Origin of the sequence: Pseudomonas sp. GL-B-26 (assembly GCF_019947405.1) — a bacterium.
Lineage (GTDB): Bacteria > Pseudomonadota > Gammaproteobacteria > Pseudomonadales > Pseudomonadaceae > Aquipseudomonas.
Genome location: NZ_JAGYGJ010000040.1, coordinates 1 through 15798 on the forward strand (window position 1 = coordinate 1; position 15798 = coordinate 15798).

Sequence of the window (15798 nt, forward strand, 5' to 3'; positions counted from 1 at the left end):
ACCACCGACTGAACCGGCAGGAGTTTCATAAGGGCCGCCACGACCACCACCCAGCCGATCGTTGATCAGCAATCCGGAGCGGGCGTAGCCGTTGAAGCTGAACCCATCAGTGAGGTGTCCGCTGCTGTCCTGCTTTTCCATGCTTTGCTGACGGGCTTCGAGTTTTGCCAGTCGAGTGTCCAACGTGGGTGCCGAGGTAGGTGCCGAAGTGGCTGTCGCAGTGGACGCCGCCGGCTGCAAGGCGGGAGTAGCCAGTTTGATTTGCTGCAATTCTCTCGCAAGTGTCTGGGTTTGCTGTTCAGCTGCCGCTGCACGTTTTTCGGCGGCGCTGGCACGGGCTTCAAACGCGGCCATGCGCTCTTCCAGAGTCGCCGCCTGAGAGGTCGCCGCCGAGGTGCCGAGCATGCCTGCGAGTAGCCAGCTTGATGCTTTCTGCATGGGGATTTCCTGTTTTGTTTTTATTGTCTTGTTGTCGTGATCGGCCTTTTTTTTTGTGAGCTATGGATTACCAAAGTCCACAAAAAAAAAGATGCCTCATCGCAAATACGCTGCTACATTGGCGTTGTTAACGTTAACGCTAAAAAATACAAAAATAAAGAGGGCTTTATGAAACAACTGAAATCGCTTCTTCCAGCCGCGTTACTCACCCTGTGTGCCGGGCTTCCATCCCTCTCAACCGCAGCCGATTTGACGATCTCCTGCGGCGCGGTGGGTGCAGAGTTGCAACTCTGCAAAGAGGCGGTTGAGGCGTGGTCAAAACAGACCGGCAACCACGTCGAAGTGGTTTCCACGCCTAACTCGGCGACCGAGCGGTTGTCGTTCTACCAACAGATTCTCAGTGCACAGTCCAGCGACATCGACGTCATTCAAATCGACATGGTATGGCCAGGGATGCTGGCCAAACACCTGATGGATTTGCGCGAGATGCTTCCCGCCAACGCGACCCAGGGTTACTTCCAGGCCCAGGTGGATAACGCCACGGTGAATGGACAGTTGGTGATGATGCCGTGGTACACGGACTCGGGCCTGTTGTATTACCGCAAGGACTTGCTCGAGAAGTACAACAAGCAGATTCCCCAGACCTGGGAGGAAATGACCGCTACCGCCCGGGATGTTCAACAGGGCGAACGCAACGCCGGGAATCCCAATGCCTGGGGTTACATCTTTCAGGGGCGCGCCTACGAGGGCCTGACGTGTAATGCGCTGGAGTGGATCAGCAGTCAACCGCAAGGCGGACTGGTCAATCCACAAGGCGACATCGTGGTCAACAGCCAGGCCTCAAGAACGGCGTTGACCCTGGCGAAAAGCTGGGTAGGAGACATCTCCCCGCGTGGCGTACTCAACTACACCGAGGAAGAAGGACGTGGCGTATTCCAGTCGGGCAATGCGTTGTTCATGCGCAACTGGCCGTATGTCTGGGCCTTGGTGCAAGGCAAGGACAGTATCGTAAAAGACAAGGTCGGCGTCGCCCCCCTGCCCCAAGGCGGCACCACCGGCACCCATGCAGCCACTCTCGGCGGGTGGGGTCTGGCGGTATCGCGTTACAGCGCCCATCCAAAACTTGCCGCAGAGTTGGTGAGCTACCTGAGCAGTGCCCAACAACAGAAACACCGGGCTCTTGTCGGCGCCTATAACCCGGTGATCGAGTCGCTGTATCAAGACCCCGAATTGCTCGCGGCCATGCCTTATTACAGTCAACTGCACAGCATTTTCAACGATGGGGTCATGCGCCCCGCTGCCATAACCGCCGATCGCTATCCACGCGTTTCCAATGCGTTCTTCGATCGAGTGCATGGCGTGCTGGCGGGCGAGTTGCCTGTCGATCAGGCGCTGGCCGAACTGGAAAGCGAACTCACGCGCATCAAACGCCGGAACTGGTAAGCCAAAGGAAGGAAATCACCATGTCTGTCTCTGCTACCCATACCCCCTGTGATGAGCTCCTGCTCACCAGGGAAACGCCCGTACAACGTCGCCGAGTACGCGCCGCCTGGCTGTTTCTGGCACCGATGTTGCTCTGTCTGGCCCTGGTGGCAGCCTGGCCGCTACTGCGCACATTCTGGTTCAGCCTGACCGACGCCAACCTGGCGGACACCGGTGGCGGAACCTTCATTGGCTTGAGCAATTACCTGTTCCACAACGGTTCCACCTGGTCGGGCATCCTGGTTGATCCTCAATGGTGGAACGCGGTGCGCAACACCTTGCATTTCACCGTGGTGTCGGTGGGACTGGAAGTCGTACTGGGACTGATGGTGGCGTTGCTGCTGAACATCAAGTTCATCGGACGTTCTCTGGTGCGTGCGTTGATTCTGATTCCCTGGGCGATTCCGACCATTGTCTCGGCGAAGATCTGGTCATGGATGCTTAACGACCAGTTCGGCATCATCAACCACCTGATGCTGAGCCTCGGCCTGATTGACGCCCCCCTGGCCTGGACAGCAGATGCAGACCTGTCGATGTGGGCGGTGATCATTGTCGACGTCTGGAAGACCGTACCCTTTGTCGCGCTGTTGACGCTGGCGGCCTTGCAGATGTTGCCGAGCGATTGCTACGAAGCCGCCAGGGTCGATGGCATTCACCCGCTGAGGGTGTTCTGGCGTGTCACCCTTCCCCTGCTGATGCCCGCCTTGCTGGTGGCGGCGATCTTCCGAATCCTCGACTCGCTGCGGGTATTCGACGTGATTTATGTGCTGACCTCGAACTCATCGAGCACCATGAGCATGTCGGTGTATGCCCGCCAGTACCTGGTGGAGTTCCAGGACGTCGGTTACGGCAGCGCGGCTTCGACGCTGCTGTTTCTGGTGGTTGCGGTGATCGCCATGCTTTATCTCTACCTCGGACGCCGTCAACTGGAGGTCCGCTCATGAGCCCGCGCCTGCTGAAAAAAGCACTGTTGCGCCTCGGGTTCTGGTGCCTGATCGGGGTGTTGCTGCTGTATGCGGTCTTCCCTTTCTACTATGCCATCGTGACGTCGCTGAAACCGTCCAGCGCCTTGTTCGAGGTGAGCTACTGGATCGAAAACCCCGACTTCTCCAATTACGCGGCGGTACTCAGCCAAGCCTCATTCCTGCGGGCGATCGGCAACTCGCTGGTGGTTGCGCTTAGCGTGGTGACGCTGGCGCTGTTCCTCAGCCTGACCGCCGCCTATGCCTTGGGCCGGGTGAAGTTCCGTGGGCGTGGCACGGTGTTGATGATGGTCCTTGGCGTGTCGATGTTTCCTCAAGTCGCGGTGCTGTCGGGGTTGTTCGAAGTGATCCGCGCGCTGGGCCTGTACAACACGTCCTGGGCGTTGATCCTGAGCTACACGATTTTCACCCTGCCCTTCACCGTCTGGGTGCTGACCACGTTCATGGGACAACTGCCCCATGAACTGGAAGAAGCGGCAATCATGGATGGCGCCTCGCCCTGGGTCACGCTGACCCGCGTGCTGTTGCCGCTGCTCTGGCCCGCACTGGTCACCACTGGCTTGTTGGCCTTCATCGCCGCGTGGAACGAGTTCCTGTTTGCCCTGACCTTCACCCTCACCGACACGCAACGCACGGTGCCGGTCGCCATCGCCTTGATTTCCGGCGGGAGTCCTCATGAGCTGCCTTGGGGGCTGTTGATGGCCGCATCGGTGGTGGTCACCGTCCCACTGGTGATTCTGGTGCTGATCTTCCAGCGCCGAATCGTTTCCGGTCTCACTGCCGGCGCGTTAAAGGGTTGATGCCCAACAACTATAAGGAACAGCATCGTGATCAAATTGAAGCTGGACAACGTGAACAAACAATTGGGCGGCATGCGGATTCTTCGCGACGTCAGCCTGGAAATCGCGGCGGGTGAATTCGTGGTGTTCGTCGGCCCTTCGGGCTGCGGAAAATCGACCCTGCTGCGACTGATCGCGGGACTGGATTCGATCTGCGCCGGCCACCTGCTGATCGACGGAAAACGGGTCAACGACCTGGAACCACGCGAGCGTGGTGTCGGCATGGTGTTTCAGTCCTATGCGCTATACCCGCACATGAGCGTCTACGACAACATCAGTTTTGGTCTCAAACTGGCCAAGACTGAAAAGACCAGCCTGCGCGAGCGCGTGCTGAAAACGGCGAAAATCCTGCAGTTGGACAAGCTGTTGCAACGCAAGCCAAAGGAACTGTCCGGCGGGCAGCGTCAGCGTGTGGCCATGGGCAGGGCCATGGCGCGGGAACCGGACATTTTGTTGTTCGATGAGCCGCTTTCCAACCTGGATGCCTCCTTGCGCGTGCAGATGCGCAACGAAATCGCCCGGCTGCATGCCCGACTGGGCTCGACCATGATTTACGTCACCCACGATCAGGTTGAAGCGATGACCCTGGCCGACAAAATTGTCGTGCTCAATGGTGGCCACGTAGAGCAGGTCGGCTCACCGCGTGAACTCTATGAGCGCCCGGCCAGCCGCTTTGTCGCTGGCTTTCTCGGTTCGCCCCGCATGAATTTTCTGCCGGCGCGCCTGCAGACACCAGGCGAAACCAGCCTGGTCGATACCCTGGTATGGGGTATCACGCCCCTGCCCTTCGACAGCTCGAACCTGGCGGCAGGCACGCTGCTAAGCCTGGGGATTCGCCCGGAGCACCTGTCGCTCAAAACGGCGGATGGAACCGCCGGCGTCGTCGTGACCGCGGTCGAATACCTGGGCAGCGAAACCTATGTGCACCTCGATACCGGTCAGGACGAGCCACTGCTCTGTCGTTGCGAAGTCAGCGCCGGCTGGCAGGCAGGCGATCGGGTTGAGCTGCAACTGGACATCGACAACCTGCACCTGTTCGACGCCGATGGCACGGCCTTGAAGCACCAATCCATTGAAACCCTGCCCGATGGCGTTCCTCTGCGCTCGGCACGAGCAGGCGCCCTATAACCTTGTACTTGAATACCATGAGCGATCCAAATGTCTTGCACCCTTGAGCTTGCGCAACATGCACTGAGTGATGGCCTGTCGCGTGTCATCCACGATTACCGACCCGGTTATCATCTGGCCCCCCCGGCAGGCTGGATGAACGATCCCAATGGAGTGGTGTACTTTCGTGGCGAGTACCACGTGTTCTATCAACACCACCCCTTCGACGCGAAATGGGGTCCGATGTATTGGGGGCATGCCAAGAGTGCCGATCTGGTTTATTGGCAGCATCTGCCCATGGCACTGGCGCCCGGCGACGATTTCGACCGCGACGGTTGTTTTTCCGGTAGCGCCGTGGTGTGTGGCGATACCCTGGCACTGATCTACACCGGGCACACCTGGCTCGGGGAGGTAGGTGACGACAGCTCGATCCGTCAAGTCCAGTGCCTGGCCACCAGTACCGACGGCATACGGTTCGTCAAGCATGGCGCCGTCATCGACACCGCGCCGCAAGACACGATCATGCACTTTCGTGACCCCAAGGTATGGCAAGAGGATGACTATTGGTACCTGATTGCCGGCGCACGTCTGGGCGATGTGCCGTTGCTCCCGCTGTACCGTTCCACGGATCTGCACGCCTGGGAGTTCCTCGACTATGTGTCCAGCGGCAGCGAGGGCGATGGCTATATGTGGGAGTGTCCGGATCTGTTCCGACTGAACGGGCGCGATGTATTGCTGTACTCGCCCCAGGGCATGCAACCCGAGGGTTACGACCGGCTCAACAAGTACCATACCGGTTATCGAGTGGGTCACCTTGACAGCGAATGGCACTTCACCGGCGGGCCCTTCATCGAACTGGATAATGGCCACGATTTCTATGCCGCGCAAACGCTGCTGGCCGCCGATGGCCGGCGCCTGGTATGGGCTTGGCTCGACATCTGGGATAGCCTGATGCCCAGCCAGGCCCATCACTGGTGCGGCATGCTCAGTTTGCCGCGCGAACTGGAACTGCACGCCGATCGCCTTTGCGTATACCCGGCACGAGAGCTCACCGCGCTACGCAAGGCGCCATTGCCGAGCACACCCTGGTGGGATGAATCCGGAACCCGGTGGGTATCGGCAGTGAATGGCGACATGCTGGAAATCCATGTGCATCTGGATTTGCTCGGCTGCACCGACGGCCACCTGGGCATTGCCTTGCGCTGCAGCGACGATGGCCATGAAGAAACCCTGCTTTACTACGACGCATCGCTGCAGCGTCTGGTGCTGGACCGCAGCCGCTCGGGTGCGCAAGTCATCGGTCAGCGCAGCGTGGCGATAGACCCGACCCAAAAGCGACTGGAGTTGCGCGTATTTCTCGATCGCTCGTCCATCGAGGTGTTCGACGAAAACGGCCGCTTCACTATCAGCAGTCGCCTCTATCCAAAGCTCGACAGTCTGGGCGTGAAGCTGTTTGCCAGCGGGAATGGCGGACGTGTCTCGATTCCCAAGGCATGGCCTCTAGCCTCGGGATGGCTATGAGCAGCATCATTCGAGTCGCAAGAAATCAGGGCCCTGTGTCATGATCCTGCGTTAACCTGACCGGCCTCGCCTCGCATTAACTTCAGTGAAAGGGTTACTCCCAGTGGTGCTGAAAACATGACTGAACGTTATATTTACAGCACCACCGTCGAGGTCGAGCGAGATGACCAAAAGAGGGCAAATATTGACAAAAAGGTCCATTTTATCGAAAGCAAGCAGGCTAGTAAGGTCTCGTAAGGCGAATGCAGCACGAACGCGACCACCGCGTAACGCTACTGAAGTTCACCCGAAATAAGAACGCAAGATTGGTAAGGTCATGCTGTGCCTTGCCTATCTGGCTACCGAATGAATTGTCCGCTGCCCATAGTCGTCACCATGACTCACGCTCAACGAGCGGGCATGTAACCCTGTGAATAGTGGGTTCATCCCGGCTTTCAATCACATGCTGGGCCGCGCGACGGCCCATCTCGTAGTACGGCAGCTGCACAGTACTCAGCGGTGGATAGAACAACTCGGCAACGCCAATCATGTTGTCGTAACCAAGGACAGCAACATCGACTGGAATGCGCAGGCCTCGACCGAGCAGGTATTGATAAGCAACCAGGGCGATACGGTCGTTGCCACAAATAAGCAAGTCAAAAACCGGCTTGCCCTTTGAGCCGCGCAATTGCTGCTCCAGAGCTACAACCGTTTCCCCATAGGCGTCATCGGTGGACAGACTGTACTGGGGAACATCGACCGCGGACAAGCCGGCCTCTGTAAGGGCGCGAACCAATCCCTCTTGGCGCTGCTCCCAGGCCAAGTTGCTTTGAGGCAGGTTGATGCACAGCGGTAGCCGGTAGCCTCGATTCAACACCTGTCGTACGGCCTGATACTGACCTTCTGCGTCGTCGGGTATGTAACAGGCCACGCCGGGTTCTGAACTGATGCAATTGCTCAGCACCAGAGGCAGGCTGCGCAGTACCTGGGGAATCTCGACTATGCGTAACTGCATGGTACTGAAAATGATTCCGTCGGGCTGATACGACAGCATCAGGTCGATGATTCGCGGGCTAGGGGGGGTTTCGAATACGTTGATGATAAAGATATTCCAACCATTTTCCCGTGCAGTGCGCTCTAACGAGAGCTGCATATCCACGGCAAATGGAGTGGTTGCGGTATCTAGCGCGAAGACGCCAATGGTCTTTCCACAGGAATGACCGCCACGAATCTTGCGCGCAGAAAGATTGGGGACGTAGCCCAACGTCTCGATCGCTTGACGAATTTTCGTCAGGGTTTTCCGATGAACCTTTTCCGGGGTATTGAGAGCTCTGGACACGGTCATGAAGGAAACCCCCGCCATCCTTGCGACATCTTTAACCGAAGCCATTAGTGGGTTCCATTGATTGTCTGGCGGGCATCATGTCATGCCAGACAAAAGCATGCCAACACGATGCCGGCAGCTGACGGCGCGAATAGCATGTCCGAGGGGCGATCGTCTATGGCGACTATTTGTCGCTGTTCGACGCTCACCCAAAAGTCTTTGCTTACTAGCGCGAACTAGACGCCAAACGCATCGTCGTAATCAACAATTTTTCCACGGAGCCGGTCGAGCTTTATCTACCGGCTGATTATAGTGACTTTGAGGGCGAGGGTCTCCGTGAGCGACTACGAACTACGTAATTTTCTAGAAAAGCAACTCTCACTGCAGCCATACGAGTCCTTCGCCATCGCACGGCCTGAAAGGATGTATTGTTGAGACTCTACTTACAATACTCGGTTATTTGCGCCACCATTGGCATGATGTCATGCTCCTGACGGACATGACTTTCATGCATGGAGAATAAATCAATGGCATCCGTAAATGGCCTCGGTTAAAGATGTTGCACGGTTGGCAGGGGTCTCCCTGATGACCGTGTCTCGAGCTATCAACACACCCGAAAAAGTCAATGCCGAAACGCTGAGAACTGTCCTGCGAGCCATCGAGACACTGGGCTATGTGCCTAGTCTCTCCGCACGCAAGATACGCGGTGGTCATTCCAGCAGCAAGCTGATCGGTGTTTTCGCTCTCGATACTGCGACCACTCCCTTCGCCGTGAATATGCTGCTCGCGCTAGAGCGCACCGCACGGGAAAATGGTTGGAACATTTTTATCATCAACGTATTCGAAACCCCACCGAGCCCGCAAACCATCGACCTGATGCTATCGCATCAACCTGACGGGATCATTTTCAGTACCATGCAGTTACGCATAGTCGAGATTCCCCCAGTACTGCGCAGCCTGCCCCTGGTGCTGAGCAATTGCATCAGTTCAGAACCCGACATGGCGTGCTATGTCCCCGATGACGAAGACGGCCAGTACCAAGCCGTACGTCAGGCACTTCAACGTGGCTACCGGCGGCCGCTGTGCATTAATCTGCCTCGCCAAAGTATGGCTTGGAAGCTGCGCCAACAGGGCTTGTCGCGCGCGCTGATAGAGGCCGACATCTCCCTGGACAGTGTCCAGCAATATGATCTGTCTGCTGATGATGAATATGGAGAAACAATTGAAGAGCTCAAACGCCAATTGGGCGAGCCACGGATAAAGCCGACCTTTGACCTGCTGATTTGTGGTAACGACCGCATCGCCCTGGTCGCCTATCAATATTTGCTCGGTCGAGGTCTGCGCATTCCAGGCGATGTGGCAGTCCTTGGTTACGACAACACGGTCGGAGTTGCCGAGTTGTTTTATCCGCCGTTGAGCACCGTGCAATTACCCTATTATGAGATGGGACGCCGCGCCGCGCAGCACTTGATCGAAAACAAGGACGAATCCTTCATTCACAAGATCCCCTGCCCCCTTGTCAAGCGCATGTCTTGGTGACCCGAATCTTCAAAGAAAGACCAAAACACGTTAGTCATTAATATATGTGATCTGATCGTGGCCACTTCGGGTCGACCTGATCTGCCATCGACCCGCAGCAGCCTTTTGCTCGCGTACCATCGACCCGGCTTGCTAACTCAACGACTAAATAGTAGGTGGCATTGCAAGTGATTGCTTAGGGTTGCGAAACAGTCTTTTAATCACCCAGACAGCCCGCTATATAAGGTAATCTCACTTAAGCATTTGAGTCCAAGCCGGGCTTACCTGAAAATCCGATGCCAGATCTCTGGCGTCGGATTTTTTATGTCTGTTCAACAGGACCTGCTCGACCTCGGCGACCTTTTCAACTTCTGCGACTTGAGCACCTTCGCCCAAAACATCCCTATTGAGTAGGTGGCGTCTGCGCTCGATCTTTCCAGTCAGGCCACCATTCGCAGACGTCGCCTGCCCGCCTATAAACTCGCTTCGTCCTGCTCCGGTACACGCCTGATAAAACCAATGGCACGTACGCCGGGGAACTCGCAACTGAGATCGTGCATGGTTTTATTGGTCAAAAAATTCGCGGCTGATGCCATGCCTCACCCGCTGTCAGCACGGATCCACGAACGCCTCGCAATCCGTATTTGTAAAGATTGAGGCGAGCTAAAACTAATTCTGCGGCTTCCTCGGTAGCCGCTGCGACTTTTTCTTGAGCCTGCTGCTCGTTGATGCGTTCAAGGATCCAGGCACCTAGGCGCCTAGAATGCTTGCCCCTGCCCCCACCAGAGTGATCGCTGCTCCCCAATCATCGCTCGTAGCTAGACGAATATGGCACTGCGTACGCTTGCTCCATTCTATTTGATCCTAATGTCGTAGAGGATTGCCCAGGTGTCTTCGCCAAATGCTTACAAAGCGTTAATTGATAGACGTTTGCGCAAGTACGAATCCTGTAATGGATGCGACTTAATGAGCAAAGCTAACACGCTTACTTCATGCAAATCGGAGTTTTGGGTGTAAGGTTAGGATAACAATCACGGAGAGATTTCCCATGTCCAAACTCGCAGAATTTCGCCAGCTTGAAAAACACTTGGCCGAGCAGCTCCAAGCGCTTGAAGCTCTGAAGGGTGATGCTGGCCTTAAGCAAGAAATCGAATTCGAAACAAAGCTCCGTACCTTGCTGGCCAAGTATGGCTATAGCTTTAAGGACATCGTCAATTTGCTTGACCCGCAATCTGGACGTCGCGCACCTGCTGTTGCGCAAAAAGTCAGCAACCGCAAGCCGCGCCAAGTGAAGGTCTACAAAAATCCGGAATCTGGCGAAGTTGTGGTAACCAAAGGTGGTAACCACAAAATACTCAAAGAGTGGAAAGCAAAATATGGCTCTGACAAAGTCGAGTCTTGGTTGGCCAAGTAATTCGTTTGAGTACAAAAGGGCCTTTCGAGGCCCTTTTGATTAACGAGGATGACCAGCCTGTAGCCCCGCTTCAAGGATATTGACCCCACCTTGTTGTATTGTTTTCCTGATGATCTTCGTAATAGGACAATAACCCCATCTTTTTAACTCCGCTATCCCTCTAAAGTTGCATCAACTGGCTATGGTTGTCACAATGTCACTCGGCATAGCTGGATGCTACATGCGTCGCTGTACTCAAACTCAGGGAGAGTTCCATGTTGAAGAGAGTTGCACTCGCTACAACCCTTTCTATCTTGCTGCTACCACTGGCATACGGAGAGAATATGAAAGAGGCCGATACCAAGGGATTCCAGGGTGATATCAAGAAATTTCAAAGCGCCTATTTTGGTTCTCGGGAGGCCGCAGTAAAACAGGCAATCGTTACTGACTTCAATGTAAAAGAATCCGACATCAAAGTCAGCGAAGACGCCCGCTCAGGGACGCGCACACTTGAGGTAAGTCTCCCGAGTTTTGAACCACTGGAGGTGCCTGCGACAGTGCGTTATTTATTCGGCTATAAGTGCCAATGTCTGAATCAAGTCAATGTCGACTGGAAGCTACCAGAGTTGATGACGACCGAAAAACGGGATGTTTTGATGATGGCCGTATCGAAGCTAGTTAAAAGACTTTCAGAGAAGGATTGGCTGGCCGACCAAGTGACCACGGATCGAGCCATTGACGATGTAAAAGCAGGCCCCCCTGTGCCGTTTGTTTTTTAGGGGCGTCAATCTCCGCAATATTGCCGGCGCTGTCTGGAAATCGAATTCAGATTCAATCGGATAAACCCAGGAAAATTTAGTGCGGATTCCGAGACGATGCGTAATGTCCAGCTGATATATCAGTTGGACAATGAGAATCCCAACGTCAGAAAGATTAATGTCGAGGGATTCTAACGAGACTGGCTAACGCCAAAAATATAGGTCTGGACGTGCAGGTTTTCCATTTCCTGCACGTCTCGTCGGATTACGTTAAGCGGCCAGCCATTAGAGGAGACCGCAATATCTCTCAACGGCGCGCCAATGGCTCGTACTGTTTAAGCCTTCAATACTCGCGAGCATGATCTGCCCGAGGTCACTCTCATTTGCATGAATGTAACCTCGGGCGTATGAGACGCTGATTCTGGTTTCTCAGGCCTTCACTGGCGCGCCCATTGATGCGGCACTTTCGCGATCTAGCATTTGCACGTGCACCTGAGCCTCCTCTTCACTCATCAATTCGCCCTCCCACTTTGCCACCACAGCGGTGGCGATGGAGTTGCCGACGGCATTGGTTGCCGAACGGCCCATGTCGAGGAAAGTATCGACGCCCAGAATCAGCAATAGCCCGGCTTCTGGAATATTGTACTGGTTCAGGGTGGCAGCAATCACCACCAGTGAGGCCCGCGGTACACCGGCCATGCCCTTGGAGGTCAGCATCAGAATCAGCAGCATGGTTATCTGGGTGCCGAGGGACAACTCGATACCGTATGCCTGGGCAATGAACAGCACGGCGAACGTGCAGTACATCATCGAACCATCGAGGTTGAACGAGTACCCCATCGGCATGACGAAACTGGAAATTTTGCGCTTCACGCCAAAGCGGTCGAGTGCCTCGAGAATTTTCGGATAGGCCGACTCGGAACTGGCAGTGGCAAAAGACAGTAGAAAGGCTTCCTTGATCAGCACTACCAGTTTGAGCACCCGCGGTCCGAGAAACAGCAGGCCAGCCAACACCAGCAGCCCCCACAGCATGAACAGCCCCAGATAGAAATCGCCCATGAAGACAGCGAACTTCAACAAAATGGCCAAACCGTTCACCGACACGGTCGCGGCCATAGCCGCCATCACTGCGATGGGCGCCAGTTTCATTACATAACCGGTGATTTTCAGCATCGCGTGGGACAGTTCTTCGATCAGACTGACCAGGCGTTCGGCCTTTTTGCCCATGGCCGCTAGCGCGACGCCGAAGAACATGGAGAACACCACGATCTGCAGGATTTCGTTATTGGCCATCGCCTCGGCGAAAGACTTGGGTACCAAGTGAAGGACAAAATCCTTCAAGGTGAAAGCGGATGTCGCCAGGTTGGTATGGGCACCGATATCGGGTAGCGGAAGACCGAGATTGTGGCCGGGCTGCAGCAGATTGGCCATGATCAGCCCCAACACCAACGAGACCAGTGAAGCTGTCACGAACCAGCCCAGGGACTTGGCGAATACCCGTCCGACCGAGGCGGCATCCCCCATGTGCGCAATGCCGACCACAAGGGTCGAGAACACTAACGGCCCGATCAGCATTTTGATCAGGCGTAAAAAGACATCCGAGACAATGGAGATATACCCCGCGACCTTAGTCGCCGACTCCTTGTCCGGAAAATTGATGAATACCATGTAGCCAATCACGATCCCCAGCACCATGGCGACCAGAATCCACGCTGCTGCCGGTAGTTTACGTTTCATAAAACACCTCTAATTCAATCAAGTGCTAATTGCCTCAATGGCAACCGCTCATCGCAATGCGTTTCATGCGTGCAAACCTGAACATTCAAAAGTCATTCAAGAAAGCCGACTCGGCAGCAGACAAATCGCCCTGAAATCAGGGCGGCGCCTTTAAAAAGGTGACAAGCTAGTTATTGATGGCCGCCGGCATGTAGGCATTAGGCGGCTCCGGCAGTGCGGCAAGCATCTCATGCAGTCCTGTAGACCACTGCGTTTGGATACGCATGAAGTAAGGGTCGTCAGCTGTGATGCGATAACTTTTCACACGGGAAAAACTGTCTTTTCTGTACACCAGCAGATCCAGCGGCATACCCACCGACAAGTTACTGCGCATGGTCGAGTCGAACGAGATCAGCCCACAACGCAGGCCCTCTTCGAGCGATGCGCGGTGCGTCAGATTGCGATCGAGGATCGGCCTGCCATATTTGCTTTCACCCAGCTGCAGGAAAGGAGTGTCCTCTGTTGCTTGAATGAAGTTGCCTTGCGGGTAAATGCTGTACACGTCCATGGACCCGTCCGCGATCTGCCCGCCGACCAGAAAGGAGCAACTCAAGTCGGTCTTGCCTGCCAATTTGGTGCGATCCCGGCTGACGACTTCGCGAATGGTTTCAGCCACCAGCACCGTGGCGTCATACAGCGTGCGGACATTCAACAGATGCGGGCCTGACCCGCTGGAACGCTGCTCTAGCAAGTTGACCACCGATTGCGAAGTGGCCAGATTACCAGCGGTTTGCAACACAATCAGGCGTTCGCCCGGTGTACTGAAAATAAACAACTTACGGAATGTGGATATCTGATCGATACCGGCATTGGTCCGGGAGTCGGAGATGAACACCAGCCCGTCGGCGAGGTGCATGGCGACGCAATAAGTCATTTGCGCTAACTCGTGAATTTTTGATGAAGGTCCATATCGCCCCCATGACGGTATGGCCAATTACGGTGAAAGTTTCAGACTATTGGAGCTGAACCTTTACCCGAGCCAGCATCGACTCGACCCCGCCGCCACGCCGCATGCCGCGTACCGGGCAGGCGTCCAGGTAATCCAGGCCCACCGCCAGTTTCAGATGACGCTCGGGCCGGGCCAGCCGATTGGTGACGTCGAAGCTGTACCAGCCATCATCGAGCCAGGCTTCGGCCCAGGCGTGACTGGCCAGATGGCTTTCATCCTCGGTGCACAAGTAACCGGAGACATAGCGTGCAGGAATTCCCAGGTTGCGGACGCATGCCAGGAAGACGTGCGTATGGTCCTGACAGACACCGACTTCTGCGGCAAAGGCTTCGGCGGCGGTGGTGTCCACCGTTGTAGCACCCGGGCTATAAACCATGTGATCGGCCAGGCCATTCATCAAGTCAATCAGCGCCCCGCGATCGCGCCGCGTACCGCAGTACAGCAAGGCAAAAGCGTTTAAGGCGTCATCGGCCTTGGTCAGATGGCTGGTGCGCAAGAACGGCAACGGCGATTGGGTGTCGTGCTCCACGTCCAGCGTCTGGTCGATTTCAACCTCGCCATAAGCGGTCAGTATCAGGGCGCCGTGAGGTTCGTACATCGTCAATACATGCAATATGTTGCCGTAAGGATCGAGTTGACTGCGCACCAGGCCTGGGAGCTCCAGGTGCCACTCCAGAATGTGCTGGCGTTCGGTGTTCTTGGGCGTCAAACGCAAGAACTGAATGCTGGTGCAGACTTCGTCGGCATAGCTGTAGGTAGTGTCGTGGCGTATGGATAGTTTCATATGACCTCCAGATAAGACTCGTGAACGGTCTGGCCCAAATGGCGAACCTGGGAGATGAGATCAGTCAGCCAGAGGTGCAGACCTGAGGCTAATATCTCGTCCATGCCGGTGTAGCGCAGCCGTGCATTCAATTCGGCGGCCAAACGCTGGGCACCCCGCCCGTTACTGCCCGGCAGGCTGGCGAGGATTTGCTCCAGTTCCTCGATGCAGGCGTGCAACGAACGCGGCACGTTGGCGCGCAATAGCAACATCTCGAAGACCTGCTCAGCGCAGGGTGCATTGCGGTAGATCTCGTTGAAGGCTTCGAAAGACGACAAGGCCCGCAGCAAGGCGCTCCATTGGTAGTAGCCGCGCGCCGAGTTATCACTGACCTCCTCCGACTCCTCGCCGAACATTTCGTAACGGGCATCCAGCAGACGCAGGGTGTTGTCGGCCCGTTCGAGGAACGTGCCCAAGCGAATAAAACAGTAGGCATCGTTGCGCATGATGGTGCCCGAGGTTGTACCGCGGAATAGATGCGAGCGTTCTTTGACCCATTCACAGAAATGGCTGATGCCGTAACGCGCCAGGCCTTTGCTGGCGATGTTGCGCATCTCCAGCCAGGTGGCGTTGATGTTCTCCCACATATCGGCGGTGATGCGTCCACGCACCGCATGAGCATTGGCCCGAGCGGCCTGCAAACAGCAATAGATACTGCAAGGGTTGGTCTCATCCAGGGCGAAGAAATGCAACATGTGCTCGGTATTGAGCTCGCCATAACGCTCGTTGTAATCGTCCAGCGTGCCGGCAGCCAGTAACGACATCGCCAGTTCGGCACGACCATCGGTGCGTCCGGTCTGGGGCATCAGCGACACCGAGTAACTGACTTCGAGCATGCGCGCCAGGTTTTCAGCGCGCTCCAGATAACGGGACATCCAGTAGAGGTCCGAAGCGGTTCTTGAAAGCAT

At 55.8% G+C, this 15798-nt stretch carries 13 protein-coding genes and 2 pseudogenes; 9 read left to right on the plus strand and 6 right to left on the minus strand.

The window, feature by feature from the left end; genetic code table 11:
* A pseudogene (locus KGB23_RS22480) lies at window positions 1-438 on the minus strand (porin); the annotation flags it as partial.
* A 168-nt stretch (window positions 439-606) separates the two neighbouring features.
* On the opposite strand from KGB23_RS22480, the gene KGB23_RS22485 reads away from it, so the two are divergent.
* From KGB23_RS22485 to KGB23_RS22505, 5 genes are read left to right on the plus strand one after another with little or no spacing between them, the layout of a single operon-like run.
* The gene (locus KGB23_RS22485) at window positions 607-1881 is read left to right on the plus strand and encodes an ABC transporter substrate-binding protein (RefSeq protein ID WP_223432636.1); all 1275 of its coding nucleotides are present in this window, start codon (window positions 607-609) and stop codon (window positions 1879-1881) included.
* A 20-nt stretch (window positions 1882-1901) separates the two neighbouring features.
* Window positions 1902-2864, plus strand: a complete 963-nt coding sequence (locus KGB23_RS22490; RefSeq protein WP_223432637.1) for a carbohydrate ABC transporter permease — start codon at window positions 1902-1904, stop codon at window positions 2862-2864.
* On the plus strand, window positions 2861-3703 hold the full coding sequence (locus KGB23_RS22495; RefSeq protein WP_223432638.1) for a carbohydrate ABC transporter permease: 843 nt from the start codon (window positions 2861-2863) through the stop codon (window positions 3701-3703). The genes KGB23_RS22490 and KGB23_RS22495 overlap by 4 nt, the downstream gene beginning before the upstream one ends.
* A gap of 27 nt (window positions 3704-3730) precedes the next feature.
* Window positions 3731-4870 carry an ABC transporter ATP-binding protein gene (locus tag KGB23_RS22500; protein ID WP_223432639.1) on the plus strand — a complete coding sequence of 380 codons (1140 nt, stop codon included), beginning with the start codon at window positions 3731-3733 and terminating at the stop codon, window positions 4868-4870.
* Between the two features lie 30 nt (window positions 4871-4900).
* Entirely contained in the window at window positions 4901-6370 is a 1470-nt protein-coding gene (locus KGB23_RS22505; protein ID WP_223432640.1) for a glycoside hydrolase family 32 protein, read from the plus strand.
* A 370-nt stretch (window positions 6371-6740) separates the two neighbouring features.
* Here KGB23_RS22505 and KGB23_RS22510 read toward each other — a convergent pair whose 3' ends face one another.
* Window positions 6741-7739, minus strand: a complete 999-nt coding sequence (locus KGB23_RS22510; RefSeq protein ID WP_223432641.1) for a LacI family DNA-binding transcriptional regulator — start codon at window positions 7737-7739, stop codon at window positions 6741-6743.
* Window positions 7740-8213: 474 nt separating this feature from the next.
* Between KGB23_RS22510 and KGB23_RS22515 the strand changes: the two genes are divergently transcribed.
* The 4 genes and pseudogenes from KGB23_RS22515 to KGB23_RS22530 all read left to right on the plus strand — a co-directional run bounded on the left by KGB23_RS22515 (window position 8214) and on the right by KGB23_RS22530 (window position 11363).
* Window positions 8214-9212 (plus strand): LacI family DNA-binding transcriptional regulator, encoded by a 999-nt coding sequence (locus KGB23_RS22515; protein ID WP_223432642.1) that lies wholly within the window; start codon window positions 8214-8216, stop codon window positions 9210-9212.
* Window positions 9213-9515: 303 nt separating this feature from the next.
* Window positions 9516-9665, plus strand: a pseudogene (locus tag KGB23_RS22520) (IS4 family transposase); the annotation flags it as partial.
* 574 nt (window positions 9666-10239) lie between these two features.
* Window positions 10240-10605, plus strand: a complete 366-nt coding sequence (locus KGB23_RS22525; protein ID WP_223432643.1) for a histone-like nucleoid-structuring protein, MvaT/MvaU family — start codon at window positions 10240-10242, stop codon at window positions 10603-10605.
* Between the two features lie 254 nt (window positions 10606-10859).
* Entirely contained in the window at window positions 10860-11363 is a 504-nt protein-coding gene (locus KGB23_RS22530; protein ID WP_223432644.1) for a hypothetical protein, read from the plus strand.
* A 408-nt stretch (window positions 11364-11771) separates the two neighbouring features.
* Here KGB23_RS22530 and KGB23_RS22535 read toward each other — a convergent pair whose 3' ends face one another.
* From KGB23_RS22535 to KGB23_RS22550, 4 genes are all read right to left on the minus strand, one after another.
* The gene (locus tag KGB23_RS22535) at window positions 11772-13079 is read right to left on the minus strand and encodes a dicarboxylate/amino acid:cation symporter (protein ID WP_223432645.1); all 1308 of its coding nucleotides are present in this window, start codon (window positions 13077-13079) and stop codon (window positions 11772-11774) included.
* Between the two features lie 166 nt (window positions 13080-13245).
* Window positions 13246-13992 carry a peptidase gene (locus KGB23_RS22540; RefSeq protein ID WP_223432646.1) on the minus strand — a complete coding sequence of 249 codons (747 nt, stop codon included), beginning with the start codon at window positions 13990-13992 and terminating at the stop codon, window positions 13246-13248.
* Window positions 13993-14071: 79 nt separating this feature from the next.
* On the minus strand, window positions 14072-14851 hold the full coding sequence (locus KGB23_RS22545; protein ID WP_223432647.1) for a transglutaminase domain-containing protein: 780 nt from the start codon (window positions 14849-14851) through the stop codon (window positions 14072-14074).
* Complete coding sequence (locus KGB23_RS22550) at window positions 14848-15798, minus strand: alpha-E domain-containing protein (RefSeq protein WP_223432648.1); 951 nt, start codon at window positions 15796-15798, stop codon at window positions 14848-14850. Before KGB23_RS22550 ends, KGB23_RS22545 begins: the two co-directional genes overlap by 4 nt.